26 protein-coding genes, 2 tRNA genes and 1 riboswitch are annotated in these 25,313 nt (G+C 57.7%); of the genes, 19 read left to right on the top strand and 9 right to left on the bottom strand.

Features of this window, described 5'->3' with window-relative positions:
- Positions 1-72: 72 nt before the first annotated feature.
- Positions 73-4,035: a trifunctional transcriptional regulator/proline dehydrogenase/L-glutamate gamma-semialdehyde dehydrogenase gene (putA, locus tag INF58_RS13305; RefSeq protein WP_193527854.1), complete on the top strand. Its 3,963-nt coding sequence runs from the start codon at positions 73-75 to the stop codon at positions 4,033-4,035.
- 99 nt (positions 4,036-4,134) lie between these two features.
- Positions 4,135-4,530 (top strand): lysozyme inhibitor LprI family protein, encoded by a 396-nt coding sequence (locus INF58_RS13300; RefSeq protein ID WP_063866323.1) that lies wholly within the window; start codon positions 4,135-4,137, stop codon positions 4,528-4,530.
- On the opposite strand, the gene rutR is transcribed toward INF58_RS13300, so the two are convergent.
- Positions 4,527-5,165 carry an HTH-type transcriptional regulator RutR gene (rutR, locus tag INF58_RS13295; RefSeq protein WP_193527853.1) on the bottom strand — a complete coding sequence of 213 codons (639 nt, stop codon included), beginning with the start codon at positions 5,163-5,165 and terminating at the stop codon, positions 4,527-4,529. The genes INF58_RS13300 and rutR overlap by 4 nt on opposite strands.
- Before the next feature lie 245 nt (positions 5,166-5,410).
- Here rutR and rutA point away from each other — a divergent pair, with 245 nt between their 5' ends.
- The 7 genes from rutA to rutG are packed head-to-tail and all read left to right on the top strand — an operon-like array spanning position 5,411 to position 10,838.
- Positions 5,411-6,502 carry a pyrimidine utilization protein A gene (gene rutA, locus INF58_RS13290; RefSeq protein ID WP_193527852.1) on the top strand — a complete coding sequence of 364 codons (1,092 nt, stop codon included), beginning with the start codon at positions 5,411-5,413 and terminating at the stop codon, positions 6,500-6,502.
- Complete coding sequence (gene rutB, locus INF58_RS13285) at positions 6,502-7,191, top strand: pyrimidine utilization protein B (RefSeq protein WP_193527851.1); 690 nt, start codon at positions 6,502-6,504, stop codon at positions 7,189-7,191. Before rutA ends, rutB begins: the two co-directional genes overlap by 1 nt.
- A gap of 11 nt (positions 7,192-7,202) precedes the next feature.
- On the top strand, positions 7,203-7,589 hold the full coding sequence (gene rutC / locus INF58_RS13280; protein WP_063449116.1) for a pyrimidine utilization protein C: 387 nt from the start codon (positions 7,203-7,205) through the stop codon (positions 7,587-7,589).
- 7 nt (positions 7,590-7,596) lie between these two features.
- Positions 7,597-8,397 (top strand): pyrimidine utilization protein D, encoded by an 801-nt coding sequence (gene rutD, locus INF58_RS13275; protein WP_193527850.1) that lies wholly within the window; start codon positions 7,597-7,599, stop codon positions 8,395-8,397.
- 9 nt (positions 8,398-8,406) lie between these two features.
- On the top strand, positions 8,407-8,997 hold the full coding sequence (locus tag INF58_RS13270; protein ID WP_063449118.1) for a malonic semialdehyde reductase: 591 nt from the start codon (positions 8,407-8,409) through the stop codon (positions 8,995-8,997).
- Positions 8,998-9,006: 9 nt separating this feature from the next.
- A complete protein-coding gene (gene rutF, locus INF58_RS13265) occupies positions 9,007-9,501 on the top strand; it encodes an NADH-dependent FMN reductase RutF (RefSeq protein ID WP_193527849.1) in 495 nt (164 codons plus the stop codon).
- A gap of 20 nt (positions 9,502-9,521) precedes the next feature.
- Positions 9,522-10,838, top strand: a complete 1,317-nt coding sequence (gene rutG / locus INF58_RS13260; protein WP_193527848.1) for a pyrimidine utilization transport protein G — start codon at positions 9,522-9,524, stop codon at positions 10,836-10,838.
- Positions 10,839-10,940: 102 nt separating this feature from the next.
- Here rutG and INF58_RS13255 read toward each other — a convergent pair whose 3' ends face one another.
- Both INF58_RS13255 and INF58_RS13250 read right to left on the bottom strand, forming a co-directional pair.
- Positions 10,941-11,861, bottom strand: coding sequence for a DMT family transporter (locus INF58_RS13255; protein ID WP_193527847.1), 921 nt, complete (start codon positions 11,859-11,861; stop codon positions 10,941-10,943).
- Between the two features lie 116 nt (positions 11,862-11,977).
- Positions 11,978-12,148 (bottom strand): general stress protein, encoded by a 171-nt coding sequence (locus tag INF58_RS13250; RefSeq protein WP_001273664.1) that lies wholly within the window; start codon positions 12,146-12,148, stop codon positions 11,978-11,980.
- 391 nt (positions 12,149-12,539) lie between these two features.
- Here INF58_RS13250 and wrbA point away from each other — a divergent pair, with 391 nt between their 5' ends.
- Both wrbA and INF58_RS13240 read left to right on the top strand, forming a co-directional pair.
- Complete coding sequence (gene wrbA / locus INF58_RS13245) at positions 12,540-13,136, top strand: NAD(P)H:quinone oxidoreductase (protein WP_006809323.1); 597 nt, start codon at positions 12,540-12,542, stop codon at positions 13,134-13,136.
- An 18-nt stretch (positions 13,137-13,154) separates the two neighbouring features.
- On the top strand, positions 13,155-13,382 hold the full coding sequence (locus INF58_RS13240; protein ID WP_028012649.1) for a YccJ family protein: 228 nt from the start codon (positions 13,155-13,157) through the stop codon (positions 13,380-13,382).
- 32 nt (positions 13,383-13,414) lie between these two features.
- On the opposite strand, the gene agp is transcribed toward INF58_RS13240, so the two are convergent.
- Both agp and INF58_RS13230 read right to left on the bottom strand, forming a co-directional pair.
- Complete coding sequence (gene agp / locus INF58_RS13235; protein ID WP_193527846.1) at positions 13,415-14,656, bottom strand: bifunctional glucose-1-phosphatase/inositol phosphatase; 1,242 nt, start codon at positions 14,654-14,656, stop codon at positions 13,415-13,417.
- Between the two features lie 92 nt (positions 14,657-14,748).
- Entirely contained in the window at positions 14,749-15,249 is a 501-nt protein-coding gene (locus INF58_RS13230; protein WP_193527845.1) for a DedA family protein, read from the bottom strand.
- Positions 15,250-15,407: 158 nt separating this feature from the next.
- Positions 15,408-15,577, top strand: a riboswitch (M-box (ykoK) riboswitch).
- A gap of 60 nt (positions 15,578-15,637) precedes the next feature.
- Here INF58_RS13230 and INF58_RS13225 point away from each other — a divergent pair.
- Positions 15,638-16,639 carry a magnesium transporter gene (locus INF58_RS13225; protein ID WP_102749645.1) on the top strand — a complete coding sequence of 334 codons (1,002 nt, stop codon included), beginning with the start codon at positions 15,638-15,640 and terminating at the stop codon, positions 16,637-16,639.
- 42 nt (positions 16,640-16,681) lie between these two features.
- Here INF58_RS13225 and INF58_RS13220 read toward each other — a convergent pair.
- A tRNA-Ser gene (locus INF58_RS13220) sits at positions 16,682-16,769 on the bottom strand.
- Between the two features lie 311 nt (positions 16,770-17,080).
- Between INF58_RS13220 and INF58_RS13215 the strand changes: the two genes are divergently transcribed.
- The 4 genes from INF58_RS13215 (at position 17,081) to INF58_RS13200 (ending at position 20,551) form a co-directional block, all read left to right on the top strand.
- Positions 17,081-17,551 (top strand): LuxR C-terminal-related transcriptional regulator, encoded by a 471-nt coding sequence (locus INF58_RS13215; protein WP_226842023.1) that lies wholly within the window; start codon positions 17,081-17,083, stop codon positions 17,549-17,551.
- Positions 17,552-17,682: 131 nt separating this feature from the next.
- A complete protein-coding gene (locus tag INF58_RS13210) occupies positions 17,683-18,687 on the top strand; it encodes an ABC transporter substrate-binding protein (protein WP_193527844.1) in 1,005 nt (334 codons plus the stop codon).
- A complete protein-coding gene (locus INF58_RS13205; protein ID WP_112792849.1) occupies positions 18,687-19,718 on the top strand; it encodes an iron ABC transporter permease in 1,032 nt (343 codons plus the stop codon). The genes INF58_RS13210 and INF58_RS13205 overlap by 1 nt, the downstream gene beginning before the upstream one ends.
- Entirely contained in the window at positions 19,715-20,551 is an 837-nt protein-coding gene (locus INF58_RS13200) for an ABC transporter ATP-binding protein (RefSeq protein WP_193527843.1), read from the top strand. Before INF58_RS13205 ends, INF58_RS13200 begins: the two co-directional genes overlap by 4 nt.
- Here INF58_RS13200 and INF58_RS13195 read toward each other — a convergent pair.
- Positions 20,538-20,625 (bottom strand) — tRNA-Ser (locus INF58_RS13195). The genes INF58_RS13200 and INF58_RS13195 overlap by 14 nt on opposite strands.
- A 138-nt stretch (positions 20,626-20,763) precedes the next feature.
- Positions 20,764-22,398 carry an ABC transporter substrate-binding protein gene (locus INF58_RS13190; protein WP_193527842.1) on the bottom strand — a complete coding sequence of 545 codons (1,635 nt, stop codon included), beginning with the start codon at positions 22,396-22,398 and terminating at the stop codon, positions 20,764-20,766.
- Positions 22,399-22,668: 270 nt separating this feature from the next.
- On the opposite strand from INF58_RS13190, the gene yccA reads away from it, so the two are divergent.
- Complete coding sequence (yccA, locus tag INF58_RS13185) at positions 22,669-23,328, top strand: FtsH protease modulator YccA (protein WP_047726838.1); 660 nt, start codon at positions 22,669-22,671, stop codon at positions 23,326-23,328.
- Positions 23,329-23,416: 88 nt separating this feature from the next.
- A complete protein-coding gene (tusE, locus tag INF58_RS13180) occupies positions 23,417-23,746 on the top strand; it encodes a sulfurtransferase TusE (RefSeq protein ID WP_193035300.1) in 330 nt (109 codons plus the stop codon).
- Here tusE and yccX read toward each other — a convergent pair.
- Positions 23,743-24,024 (bottom strand): acylphosphatase, encoded by a 282-nt coding sequence (yccX, locus tag INF58_RS13175; RefSeq protein ID WP_193527881.1) that lies wholly within the window; start codon positions 24,022-24,024, stop codon positions 23,743-23,745. The genes tusE and yccX overlap by 4 nt on opposite strands.
- Before the next feature lie 93 nt (positions 24,025-24,117).
- On the opposite strand from yccX, the gene rlmI reads away from it, so the two are divergent.
- Positions 24,118-25,308 (top strand): 23S rRNA (cytosine(1962)-C(5))-methyltransferase RlmI, encoded by a 1,191-nt coding sequence (rlmI, locus tag INF58_RS13170; protein ID WP_193527841.1) that lies wholly within the window; start codon positions 24,118-24,120, stop codon positions 25,306-25,308.
- Positions 25,309-25,313: the final 5 nt, after the last annotated feature.

Genomic DNA, 25,313 nt, shown 5'->3' with positions numbered 1-25,313 from the left:
CACAAAGTTGCAACATGGTGGATATTTCACGCTATCAACAGAACGCTATTACAGAACAACAGGAGTTTTGGCATGGGGATGACCACCATGGGGGTTAAGCTGGATGACGCTACCCGCGAACGGATTAAAACCGCTGCGACCCGCATCGACCGCACACCGCACTGGTTAATCAAGCAGGCGATTTTTAACTATCTGGAAAGACTGGAGAGTGAAGAAGATCTGCCGGAGCTGCCTGCCCTGCTAGCGGGCGCAGCGAACGAAAGCGAAGAGGCCGTAACGGCCGTTGAAGAGAACCACCAGCCCTTCCTCGACTTCGCCGAGCAGATCCTGCCGCAGTCCGTCAGCCGTGCCGCCATTACCGGCGCCTACCGCCGTGCCGAAACCGACGCCGTGCCGATGCTGCTGGAGCAGGCACGCCTGCCGGAAGCCGTGGCCGCTCAGGCGCACAGCCTGGCGTATCAGCTCGCCGACAGGCTGCGTAACCAGAAAACCGCCAGCGGACGCGCCGGCATGGTTCAGGGCCTGTTGCAGGAGTTCTCTCTCTCTTCTCAGGAAGGCGTGGCGCTGATGTGTCTGGCAGAAGCGCTGCTGCGTATTCCGGATAAAGCCACCCGCGACGCGCTGATCCGCGACAAAATCAGCAACGGCAACTGGCAGTCCCACATTGGCCGCAGCCCCTCGCTGTTCGTTAACGCCGCCACCTGGGGCCTGCTGTTTACCGGCAAGCTGGTTTCTACCCATAATGAAGCCAACCTGTCACGCTCGCTAAACCGCATTATCGGCAAGCGCGGCGAGCCGCTGATCCGCAAGGGCGTGGACATGGCGATGCGCCTGATGGGCGAGCAGTTCGTCACCGGGGAGACCATTGCTGAAGCGCTGGCAAACGCCCGCAAGCTGGAAGACAAAGGTTTCCGCTACTCCTACGACATGCTGGGTGAAGCGGCGCTGACCGCCGCCGACGCGCAGGCCTACATGGTCTCTTACCAGCAGGCGATCCACGCCATCGGTAAAGCGTCTAACGGCCGCGGTATTTATGAAGGTCCGGGCATCTCCATTAAACTTTCTGCCCTGCACCCGCGCTACAGCCGTGCGCAGTATGACCGGGTGATGGAAGAACTCTATCCGCGCCTGAAATCCCTGACCCTGCTGGCGCGTCAGTACGACATCGGCATCAACATCGACGCCGAAGAGGCTGACCGTCTGGAGATCTCCCTCGATCTGCTGGAAAAACTGTGCTTCGAGCCGGAGCTGGCGGGCTGGAACGGGATTGGTTTCGTTATCCAGGCCTACCAGAAACGCTGTCCGTTCGTCATTGATTACCTGATTGACCTGGCCAGCCGCAGCCGTCGCCGCCTGATGATCCGCCTGGTGAAAGGCGCCTACTGGGACAGCGAAATCAAACGCGCCCAGATGGAAGGGCTGGAAGGTTATCCGGTCTATACCCGCAAGGTGTACACCGACGTCTCTTACCTCGCCTGTGCGAAAAAACTGCTCGGCGTGCCGAACCTGATTTATCCGCAGTTCGCCACCCACAACGCCCACACCCTGGCGGCTATTTACAGCCTGGCGGGACAGAACTACTATCCGGGCCAGTACGAGTTCCAGTGCCTGCACGGTATGGGTGAGCCGCTGTATGAACAGGTGACCGGGAAAGTGGCCGACGGCAAGCTGAACCGTCCGTGCCGTATCTATGCCCCGGTGGGCACCCACGAAACCCTGCTGGCGTACCTGGTGCGTCGTCTGCTGGAGAACGGGGCGAACACCTCCTTCGTTAACCGGATTGCCGACACCACGCTGCCGCTCGACGAACTGGTGGCCGATCCGGTACAGGCCGTAGAGAAGCTGGCGGCGCAGGAAGGCCAGATTGGTCTGCCGCATCCGAAAATTGCCCTGCCGCGCGAGCTGTACGGCGCGGGCCGCGTCAACTCGGCGGGCCTGGATCTGGCGAACGAACACCGCCTGGCCTCGCTCTCTTCTGCCCTGCTCAACAGCGCATTGCAGAAATGGCAGGCCAAACCGATCCTTGAGCAGTCCGTTGAGGACGGTGAAATGCAACCGGTGATCAACCCGGCAGAGCCGAAGGATATCGTCGGCTACGCGCGTGAAGCCACGGAAGCGGAAGTGGATCAGGCGCTGGAGAGCGCGGTGAATAACGCGCCAATCTGGTTTGCCACCCCGCCGCAGGAGCGTGCCGCCATTCTGGAACGTGCCGCGGTGCTGATGGAAGATCAGATGCAGCAGCTCATCGGCATTCTGGTGCGTGAGGCGGGGAAAACCTTCAGCAACGCCATCGCCGAGGTGCGTGAGGCGGTCGACTTCCTGCACTACTATGCCGGTCAGGTGCGCGATGATTTCGATAACGAAACGCACCGCCCGCTCGGTCCGGTGGTCTGTATCAGCCCGTGGAACTTCCCGCTGGCGATCTTCACTGGCCAGATTGCCGCGGCCCTTGCCGCAGGCAACAGCGTGCTGGCGAAACCGGCGGAGCAAACCCCGCTGATTGCCGCTCAGGGCATTAACATTCTGCTGGAAGCGGGCGTACCGGCGGGCGTGGTGCAACTGCTGCCAGGGCGCGGTGAAACGGTGGGTGCCAAACTGACCTCCGATAACCGCGTGCGCGGCGTGATGTTTACCGGTTCGACCGAAGTGGCCTCCCTGCTGCAACGCAACATTGCTACCCGTCTGGATGCACAGGGCCGTCCGACCCCGCTGATCGCCGAAACTGGTGGCATAAACGCCATGATCGTGGACTCCTCGGCGCTGACCGAACAGGTGGTTGTTGACGTGCTGGCCTCCGCCTTCGACAGCGCAGGCCAGCGCTGTTCCGCCCTGCGCGTGCTGTGCTTACAGGATGACGTGGCTGACCACACCCTGAAGATGCTGCGCGGCGCAATGGCGGAATGCCGTATGGGCAACCCGGGCCGTCTCACCACCGACATCGGGCCGGTGATCGACGCGGAAGCCAAAGCCAACATTGAAAACCACATTCAGACCATGCGTGCCAAAGGCCGTCCGGTGTTCCAGGCGGTGCGCGAGAACGGTGAAGATGCCCGCGAGTGGCAGACCGGCACCTTCGTGCCGCCAACGCTGATTGAGCTGGCAAGCTTCGACGAGCTGAAAAAAGAGGTCTTCGGCCCGGTGCTGCACGTGGTGCGCTACAGCCGTAACAACCTCAACGCGCTTATCGATCAGATTAATGCTTCGGGTTATGGCCTGACGCTCGGCGTGCATACCCGTATCGACGAAACCATTGCCCAGGTAACCGGCAATGCCAAAGTGGGCAACCTGTACGTCAACCGTAACATGGTTGGCGCAGTCGTGGGCGTACAGCCGTTCGGCGGCGAAGGTCTTTCCGGAACGGGTCCGAAAGCGGGCGGTCCGCTCTATCTGTACCGTCTGCTGGCGAACCGTCCGGAAAATGCGCTGGGCGTGACGCTGGCGCGTCAGGACGCTGAATATCCGGTGGACGCGCAGGTGAAAGCCGTGCTGACCCAGCCGCTGGACGCGCTGATTAAGTGGGCTGATAACCGTCCTGAACTGCATGCAATTGCGCAGCAGTACGGCGAGCTGGCGCAGGCCGGTACGCAGCGTCTGCTGCCGGGTCCTACCGGCGAGCGCAACACCTGGACGCTGATGCCGCGCGAGCGCGTGCTGTGCGTGGCGGATAACGAGCAGGACGCGCTGGTGCAGCTGGCTGCCGCGACGGCAACGGGCTGTGAGGTGCTGTGGCCGGAAGATGACCTGCATCGCGACCTCGCCAAACAGCTGCCAAAAGCGGTCTCGGCGCGCATTCGCTTTGCCAAGGCTGACGCCCTGCTGACCCAGCCGTTTGACGCGGTGATCTACCACGGTGATTCCGACCAGCTGCGCGAATTGTGCGAGCAGGTCGCGGCCCGCAGCGGTGCGATTGTTTCGGTGCAGGGCTTCGCCCGCGGGGAAACCAACCTGCTGCTGGAGCGCCTGTACGTTGAACGTTCTCTCAGCGTCAACACGGCGGCGGCGGGCGGTAACGCCAGCCTGATGACAATCGGATAATCGTGTAAACTCCCCGGTGGCGCTACGCTTACCGGGGCTGCACAATAACCGCAGGCCGGATAAGCACAGCGCATCCGGCTTTTTTACATGGAGGGGATGATGAAAAGAGTATTTCTCGCAGGGGCAGCACTGTTGCTCAGCACCAGCGCGCTGGCCAACGAGTGCGACAACGCCACTACGCAGCTTGAACTGAACACCTGTAGCGCGCAGCAGTATCAGGCCGCCGATAAAAAGCTTAACGAGACGTATCAGGCCGCCATCAAGAGGGCGGCAGCACCCCAGCGCGACCTGCTGAAAAAGGCGCAGCAGGCGTGGATTAGCCTGCGCGACGCGGACTGCGCGTTTATCGGTTCGGGCACGGAAGGCGGGAGCGTTCAGCCAATGATTGTAAACCAGTGCCTGGCGGAGAAAACCGTGGAGCGTGAAGCGTTTCTGGCCTCACTCATGCAGTGTGAAGAGGGCGACCTAAGCTGCCCTCTCCCGCCGGGCAATTAACGCGCCCGGATCCCTTCGATAATCATCCGCTGCACGTTTTCGAGGGTGCTCTGGAAAAATGCCTCGTCCTGAAGCGTTTTACCGGTCACCGCCTCAACCTGGGCCGCGAAGTCAGCGTAGTGCTGGGTAGCGGCCCAGATCATAAAGATCAGATGCTGAGGGTCGACCGGCGCCAGCTTTCCGCTGGCGACCCATCCGGCAATAATGGCCGACTTTTCGTCCACCAGCTGCTTTAAATCGCCGGTCAGTTCCGCCTGCAACAGCGGCGCGCCCTGTAACATCTCCAGACAGAACAGCCTGGATGCCTGCGGATAATCACGCGACACCTCCAGCTTCAGGCGTATGTACTCCTCGATCGCCACCAGCGGGGCCAGCTCTTCGCGAAATGCCTTGAGCGGCGCGAGCCAGATATCGAGGATCTGCTGCATCACCGCCACATACAGCGCCTCTTTCGACGGGTAGTAGTAGAGCAGATTGGTCTTGGAGACCCCGGCCTGCTCGGCCACCTGCTCAAGACGCGTCCCGTGAATACCAAACTGCGAAAAGGTCTCCAGCGCGGCGCTGAGGATCGCCTGTTTCTTGGCGCTCACCGCCTGCGAACGTTTTCCGGGTGTTTTCACTGCGCCTTGTGTCATTTCCGCTCTCCATTTTCTTTCCTGCGCTCAGCATAGCAAAACCCCCGCCTCGCCACGACCTTCTGCACTCCCATCGCGCATGAGCGCCTGTTTTCTGTGCAATGTTTTTGACCAGTCAGTCCACATTTTTAGCACCCAGTTAATCACCTAATAGTTAACACATTAATAACAAAGCAGATTTTAAAACTGGCACTCCCTTTGCAAAAACGCCGTTACACCTGCGACGTAATGAAGAGAGGTTAGTGATGAAAATTGGCGTATTTGTACCGATCGGCAACAACGGCTGGCTTATCTCGACCACTGCCCCGCAGTACATGCCGACCTTTGAGCTGAACAAAGCTATCGTGCAGAAGGCGGAACACTACCATTTCGATTTTGCGCTCTCGATGATTAAGCTGCGCGGTTTCGGCGGCAAGACCGAATTCTGGGACCATAACCTGGAGTCCTTTACCCTGATGGCGGGCCTGGCGGCGGTAACCTCCCGCATCCAGATTTACGCCACCGCCGCCACCCTCACCCTGCCCCCGGCGATCGTGGCGCGGATGGCCTCCACCATTGACTCCATTTCCGGCGGACGCTTTGGCGTTAACCTGGTCACCGGCTGGCAAAAGCCGGAGTACGAGCAGATGGGGCTCTGGCCGGGGGATGATTACTTCTCCCGCCGCTACGACTACCTGACCGAATACGTACAGGTGCTGCGCGATCTGTGGGGCACCGGCAAAAGCGACTTCAAAGGCGACTTCTTCACCATGAACGACTGCCGCGTCAGCCCGCAGCCGTCGGTGCCGATGAAGGTGATCTGCGCCGGGCAGAGCGACGCGGGGATGGAATTCTCCGCGAAATATGCTGACTTCAACTTCTGCTTCGGCAAAGGCGTTAACACCCCTGCCGCCTTCGCCCCGACCGCCGCGCGCATGAAAGAGGCCGCCGACAAAACCGGGCGCGACGTGGGCTCGTACGTGCTGTTCATGGTCATTGCCGACGAAACCGACGACGCCGCACGCGCCAAATGGGAGCTGTACAAGGACGGCGCTGACGACGACGCCCTGAGCTGGCTTACCGAGCAGAGTCAGAAAGACACCCGCTCCGGCGCGGACACCAACGTGCGCCAGATGGCCGACCCGACCTCCGCCGTCAATATCAACATGGGCACCCTGGTGGGCTCGTATGCCAGCGTCGCCAGAATGCTCGATGAAGTGGCTGCCGTGCCCGGCGCGGAAGGCGTGCTGCTGACCTTCGATGATTTTCTTAGCGGCGTGGAAACCTTCGGCGAGCGCATTCAGCCGCTTATGCAGTGCCGCGCCCACATCCCTGCCGTCACGAAGGAGGTGGCGTAATGACGACGTTAAACGCTCGCCCGGAAGTTATCACCTTTGCGCCGCAGCAGAGCGCGCTGATCGTGGTGGACATGCAAAACGCCTACGCCAGTAAAGGCGGTTATCTCGATCTGGCGGGGTTTGACGTCTCCGCCACGCGGCCAGTGATCGAGAACATCAAAACCGCCGTGCACGCCGCGCGCGCTGCGGGCATGCTCATCGTCTGGTTCCAGAACGGCTGGGACGACCAGTACGTCGAAGCCGGCGGCCCCGGCTCACCCAACTTTCACAAATCCAACGCCCTGAAAACCATGCGCAAACGGCCTGAACTCCAGGGCACGCTGCTGGCGAAAGGCGGCTGGGATTATCAGCTGGTGGATGAGCTGGTACCGGAAGCTGGCGATATCGTGCTGCCGAAACCGCGCTACAGCGGCTTTTTCAATACCCCGCTCGACAGCCTGCTGCGCAGCCGGGGCATTCGTCATCTGGTCTTTACGGGCATTGCCACCAACGTGTGCGTGGAGTCGACCCTGCGCGACGGCTTTTTCCTCGAGTATTTTGGCGTGGTGCTGGAAGACGCCACCCATCAGGCCGGACCGGATTTCGCCCAGAAAGCCGCCCTGTTCAATATTGAAACCTTTTTTGGCTGGGTCAGTAACGTCAATAATTTCTGCGACGCGCTGGATCCCCCGCTCGCCCGTATCGCCTGAGGAGAACCGCTATGCCGAAATCCGTGATTATTCCGCCGGGCACCAGCACTCCGATTGCCCCGTTCGTTCCCGGCACCCTCGCCGACGGCGTGGTGTATGTCTCAGGCACGCTGCCCTTTGATAAAGACAACAACGTGGTGTTTATCAACGACCCAAAGGCGCAAACCCGCCACGTGCTGGAGACGATCAAAACCGTGATCGAAACGGCGGGTGGCACCATGGAGGACGTGACCTTCAACAGCATCTTTATCACCGACTGGAAAAACTACGCCGCGATTAATGAAATCTACGCGGAGTTTTTCCCCGGCGATAAACCGGCGCGGTTTTGCATTCAGTGCGGGCTGGTGAAGCCGGACGCGCTGGTTGAAATCGCCACCGTGGCGCACATTGCACAGTGAGGCGGCCATGAAACTGTCCATTTCACCGCCCCCCTTCGAGGGCGCGCCCGTGGTGGTGCTGATTGCCGGGCTCGGCGGCAGCGGGAGCTACTGGCTGCCCCAGCTCGCCGTGCTGGGGCAAGAGTATCAGGTGGTGTGCTATGACCAGCGGGGCACGGGAAATAACCCGGATACCCTGCCGGAAGACTACACCCTGGCGCAGATGGCCGACGAGCTTGCGCTGGCGTTAGCCGGGGCCGGGTTCGCCCGTTACTGCGTGGTGGGCCACGCGCTGGGGGCATTGGTGGGCCTGCGGCTGGCCATCGATAAGCCCGACGCCCTTACCGCGCTGGTCTGCGTCAACGGCTGGCTGACCCTCAATGCCCATACCCGCCGCTGTTTTGAGGTTCGCGAACGCCTGCTGCATGCGGGTGGCGCACAGGCGTGGGTCGAGGCGCAGCCGCTTTTCCTCTACCCGGCAGACTGGATGGCCGCCCGCGCCCCGCGCCTGGAGGCCGAAGAAGCGCTGGCGCTGGCCCATTTTCAGGGCAAAGCCAACCTGCTGCGCCGGCTGCATGCGCTGAAACAGGCCGATTTTAGCCGCCACGCTGAACGCGTTCGCTGCCCCGTGCAGATTATCTGTTCCACCGACGATCTGCTGGTGCCGTCCGTCTGCTCTGCTGAACTGCACGCCGCCCTTCCGCATGCCCGTAAAACGGTTATGCGCCAGGGCGGGCATGCCTGCAACGTGACCGAGCCGGACACCTTTAACACCCTGCTGCTGAACGGGCTTGCCAGCCTGCTGCACAGCCCTGAACCCGCTTTGTAAGGAGTTTTAATGAGCGAAGCCATTACGCCCGCCGCGCTGGAAACGCTGTTTACCGGCGCGCGCACCCATAACGGCTGGCTGGATATACCGGTCAGCGACGAGACGCTGCGCGAGATATATGACCTGATGAAATGGGGCCCAACGTCTGCCAATTGCTCACCGGCGCGCATTGTCTTTGTGCGAAGCGCTGAGGGGAAAGCGAAGCTGCGCCCGGCGCTCTCCAGCGGCAACCTGGAAAAAACGCTCACTGCCCCGGTCACGGCGATTGTCGCCTGGGATAGCGAATTCTATGAGCGCCTGCCCGAACTGTTTCCGCACGCCGATGCAAAGCGTTGGTTTACCTCCAGCCCCGCACACGCCGAAGAAACGGCCTTTCGCAACAGCGCAATGCAGGCCGCCTACCTGATTTTCGCCTGCCGCGCGCTGGGGCTGGACACCGGGCCGATGTCCGGCTTTGACCGGCAAAAGGTCGACGATGCTTTTTTCACCGGCACGCTGCTGAAAAGCAACCTGCTGATCAACATCGGCTATGGCGATATGAGCAAAGTCTATGGACGCTTACCGCGTCTGACCTTCGAAGATGCCTGCGGGCTGGCGTAAGGAGCCATCATGACGACACCCGACCAACAAACGTTCCGCGACGCCATGGCCTGCGTCGGTGCGGCGGTCAATATCATCACTACCAACGGCCCGGCGGGAATGGCGGGCTTTACCGCCAGCGCGGTATGCAGCGTGACCGATTCGCCGCCGACGCTGCTGGTTTGCCTCAACCGCGGCGCGTCCGTCTGGCCGACGTTTAGCGAAAACCGCACCCTGTGCGTAAACACGCTCAGCGCCGGACAGGAGCCGTTATCCACTCTTTTTGGCGGCAAAACCCCGATGGAGGAACGCTTTGCCGCCGCGCAATGGCAGACGGGTGAGACGGGCTGTCCGCGTCTGGAGGCGGCGCTGGCCTCGTTCGACTGCCGCATCAGCCAGGTGGTCAGCGTCGGCACCCACGACATTCTGTTCTGCGACATTGTGTCCATTGTTCGCCACCCTGCGCCGCAAGGGCTGGTGTGGTTCGACCGCGGCTACCACGCGCTTATGCGACCCGCCTGTTAACCCGTACGAGGAGACAGATCATGTTCGGACTTCCCCACTGGCAGTTGAAATCGACCTCCACAGACGCAGGCGTGGTCGCGCCGGATGAAAGGCTCCCGCTCGGGCAGACGATGGTGATGGGCGTACAGCATGCGGTCGCGATGTTTGGCGCGACGGTGCTGATGCCCATGCTGATGGGGCTGGATCCTAACCTCGCCATTTTGATGTCGGGTATCGGTACCCTGCTGTTCTTTTTTGTCACCGGCGGGCGCGTGCCCAGCTATCTGGGCTCCAGCGCCGCCTTCGTGGGGGTGGTCATTGCAGCGACCGGATTTAACGGCCAGGGCATTAACCCCAACCTGAGCGTGGCCCTCGGCGGCATTATCGCCTGCGGGCTGGTCTACACCCTGACCGGTCTGGTGGTAATGAAAGTCGGCACGCGCTGGATCGAGCGGATGATGCCCCCCGTCGTCACCGGGGCGGTGGTGATGGCGATTGGCCTGAACCTGGCGCCGATAGCGGTGAAGAGCGTTTCCGGCTCGCCGTTTGAAAGCTGGATGGCGGTGATGACGGTGCTGTGCATCGGCGTGGTGGCGGTCTTTACGCGCGGGATGTTCCAGCGGCTGCTGATCCTGGTCGGGCTGATTGCGGCCTGTCTGATCTACGCGCTGCTGACGAACGCGTTCGGTCTTGGCAAGCCGGTCGATTTCACGCTGATTCATCAGGCCGCCTGGTTCGGCATGCCGCAGCTGAGCTCGCCTACCTTTAACGCTCAGGCGATGATGCTCATCGCGCCTGTCGCAGTGATTCTGGTGGCTGAAAACCTGGGTCACCTGAAAGCCGTAGCGGGAATGACCGGGCGCAATATGGACCCGTATATGGGACGGGCGTTTGTGGGCGACGGTCTGGCGACCATGCTCTCCGGCTCGGTCGGCGGCAGCGGCGTCACGACCTACGCGGAAAATATCGGCGTCATGGCCGTGACCAAAGTCTACTCCACGCTGGTTTTCGTGGCGGCAGCGGTCATGGCGATGCTGCTAGGCTTCTCACCGAAATTCGGCGCGCTGATCCACACCATTCCGGCCCCCGTCATTGGCGGCGCCTCGATTGTGGTATTTGGTCTGATTGCCGTCGCGGGAGCACGCATCTGGGTGCAGAACCATGTTGACCTGAGCCAGAACGGTAACCTGATCATGGTGGCGGTGACGCTGGTGCTGGGTGCGGGGGATTTCGCCCTGACGCTGGGCGGATTTACGGTTGGCGGGATTGGCACGGCGACGTTCGGCGCGATCCTGCTCAACGCCCTGCTTTGCCGCCGGAAAAGGGATGTACCGCAAGCGGAAGCCATCACCCCCTGAACCTGAAATAGCCGGGTGACGCTACGCTTATCCGGCCTACATGCCAATTGTAGGCCCGTGCAAGCGAAGCGCCGCCGGGCTAAACGGGCAGAATGCGCATTGTTAGCTATCAGCCCCTTGTTCAGCGCTCAATCCGGCAGTCGCCTTACGTCGTTTTTTTAACTTCAACTCACTCACCAGCACCCCGGCGATAATAAACGCCGCGCCCAACAGCGCCAGCAGCGGCAGACGCTCCCCGGCAATACGCCCGAATATCCCCGCCCACACCGGTTCACCGGTGTAAATGACCGTCGCCCGCGTCGGCGACACGCTGCGCTGCGCCCAGTTCATGGTGACCTGAATAATGGCGCTGAAAATGCCCAGTCCCAGCGCCACCACGATCAGTCCGGTGGACATCGGCGGGACAGACTCCCCCGCCGGTACCATTGTCGCGAACGCCACCAGCGACGCGGTGGCAAGCTGCACAACGGTCACCCGCTTGACGTCCACTTTTCCTGCCCAGACGCTAATCAGAATAATTTCTGCCGCAATGGCAACGGCCCCCACCAGGGTGATGATCTCCCCCGGCCCCAGCGCCAGCAGATTATTTTCCGGCCCGGCTAATAAAATCAGACCGATGAACGCCAGCACGATGCCGATGCACGACATCAGGCCCGGGATCCTGCCGAGGCACAGCCACTGCAATAGCGGCACCAGCGGCACGTACATGGCGGTGATGAAGGCGGATTTACTGCTGGAGATAGACTGTAGTCCCCACGTTTGCAGGCTGTAGCCCATGGCAATCGCCACGCCTATGGCCACGCCGGCTTTAAGCTCCCGCAGGGTCAACCCGCGCAGGGTTTTCAGCGAGATAAGCGCCACGGCAATGGCCGCCGTTGCAAAGCGCAGCCCGACGAAGAAAAAGGGATCGCTGAGCGTGACCGCGTACTGAACGGCGAGAAAGGTTCCGCCCCAGAACATGGTGATCAGGATCAGGATCGCTTCCTGAGGCTTTATGGAGAAGGTAAAACGGGAAACGGACATGAGACACCAGCACGAAGATTCAATCCTGTAGTGTGCGATGCCTTTGGCGACAGTTCAATGTGACAGACATAAAAAAACCGCCGGGAAACCCGGCGGCAGAGAGTTAACCCGGCGTACTACTTGTTGCTGCCGTGGCTATTTTTACCCCCTTTTTTACCAGCCTCTGATGCGCGCTGAGGGTCATTTTTGAAGTTGCCCCCGCTGGACTGGCCACCTTTACGACCTGCTTCTGATGCTCTTTCACGGTCTTCAGCGAAATTACCTGAACCACCACGATGGTTTGCCATCTCTAACCTCCAGAGTGTGAAACATTAGACATCATATTGCATTCAGTAAAAGAGGATTCTTTCACCTCGCGGCTCAAGGACAGTGCCTTTATCTGTGCCGCGTGAAGTTAAGCTTAGTGTAATGCGGCTATCCGGCAAGCGAAAGGTAATATTCTGCAACATGATCTCAGCCTTTCGTATGAAATATTGCGCGGGTTATTCATAAGCCGTTCTTATATTTTGAAAAATCCGCGCTGCGAAAGTTGTTTCATTTTGCTACAAAGCACGTATACAGAAGATATTGTTATATATCAAATAAATGCCGTTCATTTTTGCAGTCTGGCCGTGATGTCATATCTTTAAAGTAACGCAGCGATCCGCTGTCAGAAAAACCAACGAGGAGTGATGCAAAATGGCAAAAGTTCTGGTGCTCTATTATTCCATGTATGGACACATTGAAACCATGGCTCACGCTGTAGCAGAAGGCGCTAACAGAGTAGACGGCGTTGAGGTCGTGGTTAAACGCGTACCGGAAACCATGCAGGCGGAAGCCTTCGCCAAAGCCGGCGGGAAAACACAAAATGCCCCGGTGGCCACCCCGCAGGAACTCGCGGACTACGATGCCATTATCTTCGGCACCCCAACCCGCTTCGGCAATATGTCGGGCCAGATGCGCACCTTCCTCGACCAGACAGGCGGGCTATGGGCCTCCGGCGCGCTGTACGGCAAGCTGGCCAGCGTGTTCAGCTCTACCGGCACGGGCGGTGGCCAGGAGCAGACGATCACTTCCACCTGGACAACGCTTGCGCATCATGGGATGGTCATTGTGCCGATTGGCTACGGCGCGCAGGAACTGTTTGATGTCTCCCAGGTCCGTGGGGGTACGCCCTATGGCGCAACAACGATTGCCGGTGGGGATGGTTCACGTCAGCCAAGCAATGAAGAACTTTCAATCGCCCGCTACCAGGGTGAATACGTCGCGGGTCTTGCCAAAAAACTGAACGGCTAACCCAACAGGAGGACAAGTATGCCAACTCAAGAATCCAAAGCTCATCACGTGGGCGAATGGGCAAGTTTACGCAATACCTCTCCGGAGATTGCCGAAGCCATCTTTGAAGTCGCCAATTATGACGAAAAGCTGGCCGAGCAGATTTGGGAAGAAGGCAACGATGAGGTGCTGATTCGTGCCTTCGAAAAAACCGACAAAGACTCGCTGTTCTGGGGCGAGCAAACCATCGAACGTAAAAACGTCTGAACGTATCCCCCCGCTCGCGCGGGGGGTCTCTTCTATTTCGCCGCGTTATTCATCACCGCATTGAATTTATCAATCGGACAGAAGCCGTTTCCGTCAACCGGACACCCCTTCAGCTCCAGCGTTACGCGCTGAGCAGGGGATTGCAGCGACAGTACGCTGGCGTTCCGCAACTGGGCTGAACTCTGGTAGACATACTCAATTTTCATCAGCTCCTGGTTGCTGTTTTTGTCATGCCAGCGCTGGAAAACAATTTTGCCGCCAATCGGGGTGCGTTCCTGCTGGTCGTGCAGCTGATACGGCCTGAAGTCCAGCGCGGTCAGCAGCGAGGCGATGTTGGAGTCATGTCCCACCAGCAGGGTGATTCTGGGCGCGTTTGCCTGTTCGGTCACCAGCGTTTTATCAATGTACTTCACCAGCGGTTTCGCCACGTTTTGCGCCACCTCCGTCGAGGTAAACAGCGAATCCTGATAGCCGTTTTTCAGCTTCGACAGCACCCGCCACTGCTGATCGGTTTTGATCTCTCCCCAGGCCACCCGATCGGCCGGGAAGCCTTCGTAATATTGCAGGGTGAAAGCATCCACCAGTGAGTTACCCACCTTCAGCGGCCCCGATACGCCCGGCTCTTTTTCATAGTCGGCGCTGAACGTATTTTTTGCCTCCGTCAGGGAGCAGACGTTTTTCTCCTTGCAGGACGGCGAGTCGCTGTAGTTTGTCAGCTGTTCCAGCAACTTATAACTCTCATCCAGCTGCATTTTCTGCCGTTCCGTCTCCATCGCCTTCAGCGCTTTCTCACGAAACTCAGGGGAGTTATCGGTAATGACCGGATTGAAGGTGGGGTCCATGGTGCCCATTTTTTCCTGATGATGCACAGGAACGTCGCACCCCGGGAACGCGCCGGTGATAAAGAACTGCGCGGTCGCCACGGTGCGCTGAAGGCTATTTGCGTAGGCAAAGACGGTATCCGCTGGCGGGCACTCTCCCGTCTTCACCATCCCCTGCTCTGCCAGCCACTCGCGCATATAGTGGCCCATGTACACTTCCAGCACGCCGCCTTTGGTGGTCAGCTGTCCACCGGGTACGTCCCATTCCGGCCACTGCTTCGGCGTGGACTGCTCCAGCACGCTGCCGTTATTGGCGAGCGGCGCGCGCAGGTTATGGCGGCTCATGATGAGTACCTGTTGTAACTGATAACCTTCCGGCGCGTCCTGTGCCTGCGCCCCAAACGTCACTGAAAGCGTTCCTGCCACGGCGACAGCGAGTAGTGCTTTTCTCATCCCTTTTTCCTCATGCGTTTTTATCGTTACGCTGAGTGTGACAGACTGGTGACCGTTTTTTCGGGAAGCATTTCTCAAACTGATGAATACGTTCAGACGCTGATGCCGGTGACGATGCCGACATACAGCACCGCCCATGCGCAGGCTGACAGCAGGCTAACGACGTAAACCTTCATCGCGCTCATCCTGAGCATGCCGGCCGCCAGCGGCACGATATAGCGCAGCACCGCCAGGAAACGCGACGTGAACAGCGCGACTACGCCGTTCTTTTGCAGCTGATGCTGTACCCGCAGAAACTTATCGGCATGTTTTGCGGTGAGGCGTGACACCAGCCGGGTATGCCCCATTAGCTGGCCGATATGGTAATTCAGCACCGAACCTGCCGTAGCGCCCATCACCACCGCCAGCCACGTCATGCCGGGATGCAGACTCGACTGGCTGACGGCTATCCCCGCCATCAGCATGACCGATGCGGGCGGCAGCACCGAGGGGACCAGCACCGTCGATTTACTCAACGCCATAACAACGAGCAGCGCGAACAGATGCGTCGGATAATGCGCAAAATGATCCAGCAGCGTGTCCAGCCATGCCATTTCACTCTCTCCGGTAACAAATGAATTCTCCATTTAAAAAGAAAACAGTTAAATAAAACCTCAACATGCGTTTAATACTATTCTTTTAAACCGTTCTTAAACATTATTAAAATTCCTCAGCAGCGGTTTTAAATAAGCGTATTATCCCTCACGTTTTACAACGATCTCGTTATGGCGAGGCTCCTGTACAAATACACGTTATCGCTCTGGTGGGTTCGAGAGAACCGGCACAGGGTAAAACAGGCACTGTCGAATCAAGGCTTTGTCAGTATAACTTCCCTTATGGGATACGGTGTACAGTGCTGAACCCAGGACGTGGGGATCTCCTTTCCGACATGCCCTGTCTTGCTCGCCCCTGAGAGATTTTATTATTCAAAGGGAATTTACTATGTCTTACGCTATTCACAACCAAAACCCGGCTTTTAATGACAGCGCCATCGCGCAATATATGAATACCGATTTTATTGTTATCGATATTTCATTATGCGTGGCTCTGGCACGCGAGCAGTTTTTCGAAAAATTAAAAGACGATGATATTCCTTCACATATTTTTATCGAGGATAACGGTCGCCTGGCGGGTTTGATTGCCGTTCGCAAATTATTGCAGGCCACGGATACCGTGCAGCCGGTTAAGCGACTGATGATATCGGATTTTATTCAGCTTAAACCGGAAGATGAGCGGGCGGATGTCGCCGGGGTGCTGGCGCACGCGGGTGCGGATGTCGTGCCGGTGGTCACCCACGGCAAGCTGGTGGGCTGCCTCACCGAGCGCGAAATCGCCCACCTGCTGGAAGATGACGTCACCGAAGATGCGCAGCTTCAGGGGGCGACCCTGCCGCTGGAAAAACCCTACCTGGAAACCAGCGCCTTCAGCCTGTGGAAGAAGCGCTCTGTCTGGCTGCTGCTGCTGTTTGTTGCGGAAGCGTATACCAGCTCGGTGATCCAGCATTTTGAAGAGGCGCTGGAATCCGCCATTGCGCTGGCGTTCTTTATTCCGCTGCTGATTGGCACGGGCGGGAACAGCGGAACGCAGATCACCTCCACGCTGGTGCGCGCCATGGCGTTGGGTGAAGTCCACCTTCGCGATGTGGGCCGCGTGCTGCGCAAAGAGATGAGCACGTCGTTGATGATTGCCGCCACGCTGGGTCTGGCGGGCTGCGTTCGCGCCTGGATGATGGGGATCGGGATGGAAATCACGCTTATCGTCAGCCTGACGCTGGTCTGCATTACGCTGTGGAGCGCCATCGTCTCGTCGGTGATCCCGATGGTACTGAAACGCTGCAAAATCGACCCGGCGGTCGTCTCCGCGCCGTTTATCGCCACGCTGATCGACGGTACCGGGCTGATTATCTACTTCAAAATCGCGCAGTATACGCTGGGGCTGGAATAACGAAAAAACCCTGCGATATTGCTATCGCAGGGTTTCTGAATTTGGCGGAAGCGTAGAGATTCGAACTCTAGAACCCTTTCGGGTCGCCGGTTTTCAAGACCGGTGCCTTCAACCGCTCGGCCACGCTTCCAAAGTGAGGCGCACTATAAACATCTCTGAGCATGATGTAAAGCAGGAAATTGCATTACCTTGAGCATCTTGCGTCGTTCCCTTCCGCCCAGATGATTTCTTCGTCATCGTCTGGCTAAAATGTAAACATTTATTTTTACATTCATTACTTTTATCAGTTTTACCGGGTGTGATTTAGACTTTTTTTCGTACAACACCCGTTAACCCAGCCTCACTGCGATAAGTGAGTCCCCATGACTTTATTCAACGGCAATTATGAATTTTATTTTTATCAGTGATAACTATTACCTGTGCCGCGGGGTCTCAAGCGCCATGACATCCACCCATTTAATTCGCGATAAGAAAGATATTCACGATCTTGATGAGGTCGATCCGACGCTGGATTTTATCATTGCGATTGAACAGGATACGTTACGCAATAGCACTATCCAGCAGGTCAAAAAAATCAGGCGTGATTACATTGTCCTGATGCATGAGATAGAAGCGAATCGCGCGGTGAGAATCGACAATATTATCTATTCATCGATGCATTTTAGCGTTCATCCTTTTCAGCAGCTGATGCGATTTTATCGGGCGCTCCGCACACACTCGTTTACGCGACGCGAATATGACGTGCTGAAGCTTTTTCATCTGGAAAACCATGAAATTGCAAAAAAGCTGCAACTGTCACAAAAAACGACCAGCACCTACCGCGTGAAGATCCTCGAAAAATTAAATATGCGCGCTAAAAACATTCTGGCGATGTCCCGGGTGAAATCGGCGATTGTCGATCAGAAGCTGTGACCCGATCTGCCCGTAAAATTCCTTAAACGCACCCTGTCTCCGGCTATGCAGTTCATTGCGGGCAACTGCGGTTGCTCTCAATCACAATACATGTATTATGTTATAACATAACAATTACTGGATTGCGTTCTATGTTTCTTAAAAAAGGGTTATTACTGGCATCGCTGCTTTCCATTGCGCCTGCCGCTTTTGCAGTGACCTCCTGGCCCCTTACGGTTGAAAATTGCGGCATAAAGCAGACTTTTGCGAAGGCTCCTCAGCGCGTCGTGACCGTAGGTCAGCATGAAACAGAATTACTGCTCGCTCTGGGGCTGGAGAAAAAGATAGCCGCGACGTCGGTCTGGTTTGGCAAGCTTCCGGCTCCGCTGGCGGAGGCCGGGAAACACCTTCCCCGGCTTGCGGATAACTCACCATCATTTGAAGCCGTAGTGGGGCAGAAGCCTGAGCTCGTTCTCGCGCAGTATCACTGGCACATTGGTCCGCAGGGCGAAGTGGGGACACGTGAGCAGTTTGCGTCGCTGGGGATTAACACGTGGATCTCCCCTGCCGACTGCACGGATAAAGCGGTGACGGAAACGTCAAACGCAGACGGGGCACGAAGCGCGCCGTTTTCGCTGGCGGAAATCACGCGGGAAGTGACAGAGCTGGCGACGATTTTTGATGTTTCCGCACGGGGTGAACAGCTCAACCGCGCCCTGACGGCACGTATCGAAAAGGCCCGGGCGCGCGTCTTTGCGAAACCGCTTAGCGTCGTTTTCTGGTTCTCCAGCAGCCGTCTGAATGGCGATCCCTGGGTGGCGGGAAATTATGGCGCGCCGGGCTGGATCAGCCGTACGCTGGGGTTAAAGAACATTATTGACTCCCACGACGAATGGCCTGCCGTAACGTGGGAACATATTGCCCAATCGCAGCCGGACGTGATTGTCATCGCAGAGATGTCCCGCAGGCTCTACCCTGCCGATGACGTTGCGGTAAAACAGGCGTTCTTACGAAGTGACCCGGTGACAAAGAACCTGCCTGCGGTCAGGAACAACCACATTATTGTGGTGCCGGCGATGTCGTTAAACCCTTCAATGCGTAACGTCGATGCGGTTGAGCTTATCAGCGATCGGCTGGCTTCATTTCAGGACGAATAATGCGTCATTTCTTCACTGACCGCCGCCAGCAGGGGTTACTGGCGGCAGGCCTCCTGGCGCTGCCGCTGATGCTGGTTTTTGCCGCGAGTCTCGGCGATATGCCGGTATCGTATGCCATTACCGGAAAAGCGATCCTCAACGGCCTGGGATTGACGTCATACGATCTGCCGCAGCCAGAGGAAGGCATCGTCTGGCAGTACCGCATGAGCCGGGCGCTGATGGCTGCGTGCAGCGGCGGCGGCCTGGCGCTGTGCGGGCTGGTGTTACAGTCGATCCTGCGTAACCCCCTGGCGGAACCTTATCTGCTGGGCATTTCCGCGGGCGCCTCGCTGGGGGCCGTCTGCGTGATGCTTCTCGGCATCGGAGGAAGCGTGATTGGCGTGAGCAGCGGTGCGTTTGTGGGCGCCTGCGCCGCCTTTGCGCTCATCATGCTGATTACCAACGGCATGAGTGAAAGCCCGTCGCGCATTTTGCTGGCCGGCATTGCGGGCACCCAGCTCTTCAACGCTATGACCGCTTATATCGTCAGCACCTCCGCGAATGCCGAGCAGTCCCGTAGCGTTATGTTCTGGTTAATGGGTAGCCTGAGCGGCGTGCGCTGGCCGGACGCGCTGCTGGCCCTGACCGTGACGCTTGCGGGTTTACTGGTGGTACTTCTCTTTTCGCGTGCGCTGGACACCTTTACCTTCGGGGATGAGGTCTCTACAACGCTGGGCATACCGGTCACCGCCGTGCGTATTCTTTTGTTGCTGACCTGTGCCGTCGTTACCGCAACGCTGGTGAGCGCTATTGGTGCAGTCGGCTTTGTGGGGCTGGTCATTCCCCATGTGACGCGCATGCTGAGCGGTCCGGGCCATCGGCGCACGCTCCCGCTAACGTTTCTTATTGGCGCACACTTTATGATCCTGGCCGATATCGTGTCGCGCACGCTGATTGTGCACCAGGTGCTGCCCATCGGCGTGGTGACTGCGCTGGTGGGTGCCCCCGTCTTTATGGCGTTGCTTTATCAGAACCGGAAGGAGCATAGATGAATATTACCGTGGCCGGGTTAACCGTAACCCGACAAGCGCAGACGGTGCTTAAGGAGATCGATCTCAAACTGTCATCCGGGCAGATTGTCGGCCTGTTAGGACCAAACGGCTCGGGCAAGTCTACGCTGCTGCGCTGTCTTGCCGGGCTGTTTCCGCGACTGAGCGAATGTGTTGCGCTTAATGGCACGACGCTTGACATGTTGCCGCTGAAAAAACGTGCGCAGCACATGGCGTTTGTCCCGCAACATGCTGAAGTCGATGGGGAACTGACCGTCGAAGAAATCGTACGGCTGGGACGTACCCCTTACCGAAAGGCGTTTCAAAGAAGTACACGCGAGGATGATGAGGCGGTTGAAGAGGCGATAAGCCTGATGCAGCTGGGCGGATTACGCCAGCGGTGCTGGCAGCATTTGTCCGGCGGGGAACGTCAGCGAAGCCAGATTGCCCGCGCGCTGGCACAGCAGCCGCAGGTGCTGCTGCTCGATGAGCCGACAAACCACCTGGACATACAGCACCAGCTGGAGCTGATGCGGCTGATTTCGCGCCTGCCGCTTACCGTCGTGGTTGCGTTGCACGATCTCAGTCTTGCGGCCAATTTCTGCCAGCGGCTGATCCTCCTGAAAGCCGGACAGATATCAGCCATGGGCGTGCCCGAAGAGGTGTTGACCCCAGCGAACATCGAGAACACCTGGTGCGTAAAAGCTCAGGTCTACAAGACCGACGACGGGATAACGATCAGCTACAGCATGGGTGGCATGGCAGAGACCAGGCGCAAAGGCAAAAAACCCTGCGATATTGCTATCGCAGGGTTTTCGAATTTGGCGGAAGCGTAGAGATTCGAACTCTAGAACCCTTTCGGGTCGCCGGTTTTCAAGACCGGTGCCTTCAACCGCTCGGCCACGCTTCCTAAGTGAGGCGAACTATAAACACCTCACCGCGCGCTGTAAAGAGTGCGGGCATTCGTTCGCTTTAAAAATAGCCAATATGCGTTTAATCGGTTGAATTGACGACAGATTGGCCATTTTGGCAGCATACTATCCCCGGCTTAGCCCGAGTGCTTTTTGATGTACATATCTTTGGTGTAGTAGTACCCAAGCTTGTCCGGCGTGAATCCCCCTACCCACGGTTTCACCAGGTGCGTGCGCACGTAGTGATAGACAGGGATCGCCGGTACGTCACGTCCCAGCAGATCTTCTGCCTGCTGGTAGAACTTACCGCGCTCCTGAGCCGTTTTCGATTTCGCCGCATTCACTAAAGCCCGATCGTAGTCCGGATTGCTGTACTGAGTGGTGTTTTGGCTGTCCCCGGTACGGAAGGTGTTCAGGAAGGTTGCCGCATCATCGTAATCGGCAATCCAGGCGTAGCGCACCGCGTCAAAGTTGTGGGTGTGCATGGTATCGAGCATGGTTTTCCATTCCTGGTTTTGCAGCTTCGCCTCCACGCCGAGGTTCTTCTTCCACATTGAGCTGGCGGCAATCGCAATGCGCTGGTGCGATTCCGAGGTGTTATAGAGGAGATTAAAGCTGAGCGGATGGCTATCGTTAAATCCGGCTTCGGCCAGCAGCTTTTTCGCCTCGGCAATGCGTTTATCCATCGGCCAGCTGGCGTAATCCGGGTTCTGTAGCTTGACGCCGCCAATGTCCGGCTGGCTGATCAGCCATGCCGGCCGCTGCCCCTGCCCTAACACTTTCCCGGCGATAATGTCTTTATCCAGCGCCAGGTTCAGCGCCCTGCGCACGCGGGCGTCGTTGAACGGCGGCCGGGTGGTATTGAACTGATAGTAATAGGTGGCAAGCTGCGGTGAAACGTCCAGCTCGCTCCCCAGCGTTTTCTTCAGCTGAGCAAACTGGTTGATCGGTACCGTGTAAACAATGTCGATTTCCCCCGCTTTGTAGCGGTTAACGTCTGCGGCTTCAGAGGAGATGGGCAGATAGGTCACCTTGTTGATGACGGTATGTGCATTATCCCAGTAATGTGGGTTCCGCACCGCCACGATGCGTTCGTTAACCACCCACTGTGACAGCGTATAGGCCCCGCTGCTGACGAAGTGCTCCGGTTTAGTCCACTTCTCACCGAAACGACCGACCAGGACTTTATCTATCGGCACCAGAGACGGGTGAGCCAGCATCGCCAGGAAAGCGGCATTTGGCTGCGTGAGCGTAACTTCCAGCGTGGCGTCATTGATGGCTTTCACGCCCAGCGACTCGGGGGCTTTTTTGCCTTCTGCGATATCGGTGCCGTTAACGATACGCATGCTGCCGGGATAGCTGGCATACGGTGAAACGGTTTTCGGGTCGACCAGTCGCTGCCAGCTCCAGACGATATCTTCTGCGGTGATGGGGGTTCCATCGCTCCAGGTGATGCCCGGACGCAAATGAAAGGTCCAGACGGTGTTATCTTTATTTTCCCATTTCTCCGCCAGGCGCGGCTGGATTTCACCTGTTGGAGAGACGCTGACCAGCCCGTCGAATAAATCGCTGATAATATTAAATTCGACATCGCTTTCGACTTTATGCGGGTCGAGCGAGGCGGGTTCACTGCCGTTGTTCCTGACCAGTTCCTGCTTATCTGCCAGCTGGGTTCCTGCCGGCACGTTAGCCGCCCAGGTTGCCGTGCTGGCGCACAGGATCCCCGCGGTTAACAAAGAGAGCGTAAAGTGCGTGCGTGTTTGTGGTTTCATTTCCTTCGCCTTATTGTCTGTTTTTATGACGATCCGGAAATAACTCTTAGCGGCCTTAGGGAAATAACGCAATATTTTTCAGTAACCTATAAGAGATTGATCTGCATCCGCTTTGCAAACCGCACTTCGCTCTGAGGACTAGCGATTTTTCAGAAGAAAAAACCAGCATAATCCCTAAGGGGTTGAGTAAAGATGGGTAAAACCACTTTGCGTCTGCCGCGCCGTTTCTTATTCTTTGAGCTAATTACATCTGTCATAAGAGAGTGACTCATGGATCGTATAATTTCTTCTTCACGCGACCGCACATCGCTACTCAGCACGCATAAGGTGCTGCGCAATACCTATTTCATGCTCAGCCTGACGCTGGCGTTTTCAGCCATCACTGCGACGGCCAGCACCGTGCTGATGCTGCCTTCTCCGGGCCTGATCCTGACGCTGGTGGGTATGTATGGTCTGATGTTCCTGACCTATAAAACCGCGGATAAGCCGGTGGGTATTCTTTCCGCGTTCGCCTTTACGGGCTTCCTGGGCTACATCCTGGGGCCAATCCTGAACGCCTATCTGTCTGCCGGAATGGGCGACGTGATCGGTATGGCGCTTGGCGGCACCGCGCTGGTGTTCTTCTGCTGCTCGGCCTACGTGCTGACCACCCGTAAGGACATGTCCTTCCTCGGCGGTATGCTGATGGCGGGTATCGTGATTGTGCTGGTCGGTATGCTGGCGAACATCTTCCTGCAATTGCCTGCTCTGCATCTGGCAATCAGCGCGGTGTTCATCCTGATTTCATCCGGCGCGATCCTGTATGAAACCAGCAACATCATTCACGGCGGTGAGACCAACTACATCCGCGCCACCGTGAGCCTGTACGTGTCGCTGTACAACATCTTCGTCAGCCTGCTGAGCATCCTGGGCTTCGCCAGCCGCGATTAACCCACCGTGCTATGAACATGGCCCCGCTTATGCGGGGCTTTGTTTTTTTGGTAAACTGATGCGGTTTTTGACTAACGCGTGAATGATTATGTTGAGTTTTGAAGGCAAAGAGATCGAAACCGATAACGACGGTTATCTGAAAGAGAGCCGCCAGTGGAGCGAAGCGCTGGCGGAGAAAATTGCGGAAAACGAAGGAATCACCCTCTCCCCTGAGCACTGGGAAGTGGTGCGCTTTGTGCGCGAGTTTTACCTTGAATTCAACACGTCGCCGGCGATCCGCATGCTGGTCAAAGCCATGGCGAATAAGTTTGGCGAAGAGAAAGGCAACAGCCGTTATCTGTATCGCCTGTTTCCGAAAGGCCCGGCAAAACAGGCGACAAAAATTGCCGGCCTGCCAAAACCGGTAAAATGCATTTAATAGCGAATACTGAAGTCAGCGTATTCCCGGCCGGGTTGATGCGGTTCCGTTAAGAACTTATCAACCCGCGCGCTTCGCGGTCCGCCCGCTTTTAGCCACGCCACCAGCTTCTCAACCTTATCCGCATCACCGCAGGCGACTACCTCCACGCTGCCATCATCCATGTTACGCGCATACCCCGTCAGCCCGAGCTGAAGAGCTTCGCGCTGGGTGCTGTAGCGGAAACCGACGCCCTGTACGAGGCCGTGGACCCAGGCAATGGTGCAAACATTTGACATCATCCTTCTCCTTATCCGACTGGCGCGTTGCATTTCCTCACTGAAGTCGGGAAAATGGCGGCCATTTTACTGGAATCGACAGAATAGCAAATTATGAGCGTACGTTTAGTGTTAGCCAAAGGGCGCGAGAAGTCATTACTGCGCCGTCATCCCTGGGTCTTCTCCGGCGCGGTTGCCCGCATGGAAGGCAAAGCCAGCCTCGGCGAAACCATCGATATTGTTGACCATCAGGGGAAATGGTTAGCGCGCGGCGCATACTCGCCCGCCTCTCAGATCCGCGCGCGCGTCTGGACGTTCGATAAAGATGAAACCATCGATATCGATTTCTTTGTCCGCCGTCTGCAACAGGCGCAGCAGTGGCGCGAGTGGCTGGCAAAGCGCGACGGACTGGACAGCTATCGTCTGATTGCCGGTGAGTCTGACGGCCTGCCGGGCGTGACCATCGACCGCTTCGGCAATTTCCTGGTGTTGCAGCTGCTGAGCGCCGGGGCGGAATACCAGCGTGCTGCGCTGATCAGCGCCCTGCAAACGCTGTTCCCGTCATGCGCCATTTACGACCGCAGCGACGTGGCGGTACGTAAAAAAGAGGGCATGGAGCTGACGCAAGGCCCGGTCACCGGCGAATTGCCGCCTGCCCTGCTGCCTATCGAGGAGCACGGCATGAAGCTGCTGGTGGACATCCAGGGCGGCCATAAGACCGGTTATTACCTCGACCAGCGTGACAGCCGTCTGGCAACACGCCAGTACGTTGCCGATAAGCGCGTGCTGAACTGCTTCTCCTATACCGGCGGCTTTGCGGTCTCTGCTCTGATGGGCGGCTGTGCCCAGGTTGTCAGCGTCGACACCTCCCAGGAAGCGCTGGACGTGGCGAAGCAGAACGTCGAGCTGAACAAGCTGGATCTGAGCAAAGCGGATTTTGTGCGCGACGACGTGTTTAAGCTGCTGCGTAAATACCGCGACCAGGGCGAGAAATTTGACGTCATCGTAATGGATCCGCCGAAATTTGTGGAAAACAAAAGCCAGCTGATGGGCGCCTGCCGTGGCTATAAAGACATTAACATGCTGGCGATCCAGCTGCTGAACCCGGGCGGCGTACTGCTGACATTCTCCTGCTCTGGACTGATGACGACAGATTTATTCCAAAAAATCATCGCCGATGCCGCAATAGATGCGGGTCGTGATGTACAATTTATAGAGCAGTTCCGTCAGGCCGCCGATCACCCGGTGATCGCCACCTACCCGGAAGGGCTGTATCTGAAAGGGTTTGCCTGTCGCGTCATGTAACTTGA

Source organism: Enterobacter cloacae complex sp. P24RS (assembly GCF_014982165.1).
GTDB lineage: Bacteria > Pseudomonadota > Gammaproteobacteria > Enterobacterales > Enterobacteriaceae > Enterobacter > Enterobacter quasihormaechei.
The sequence above is the reverse complement of the archived record's forward strand: the minus strand, read 5'-3'. Positions and strand labels throughout refer to the sequence as shown.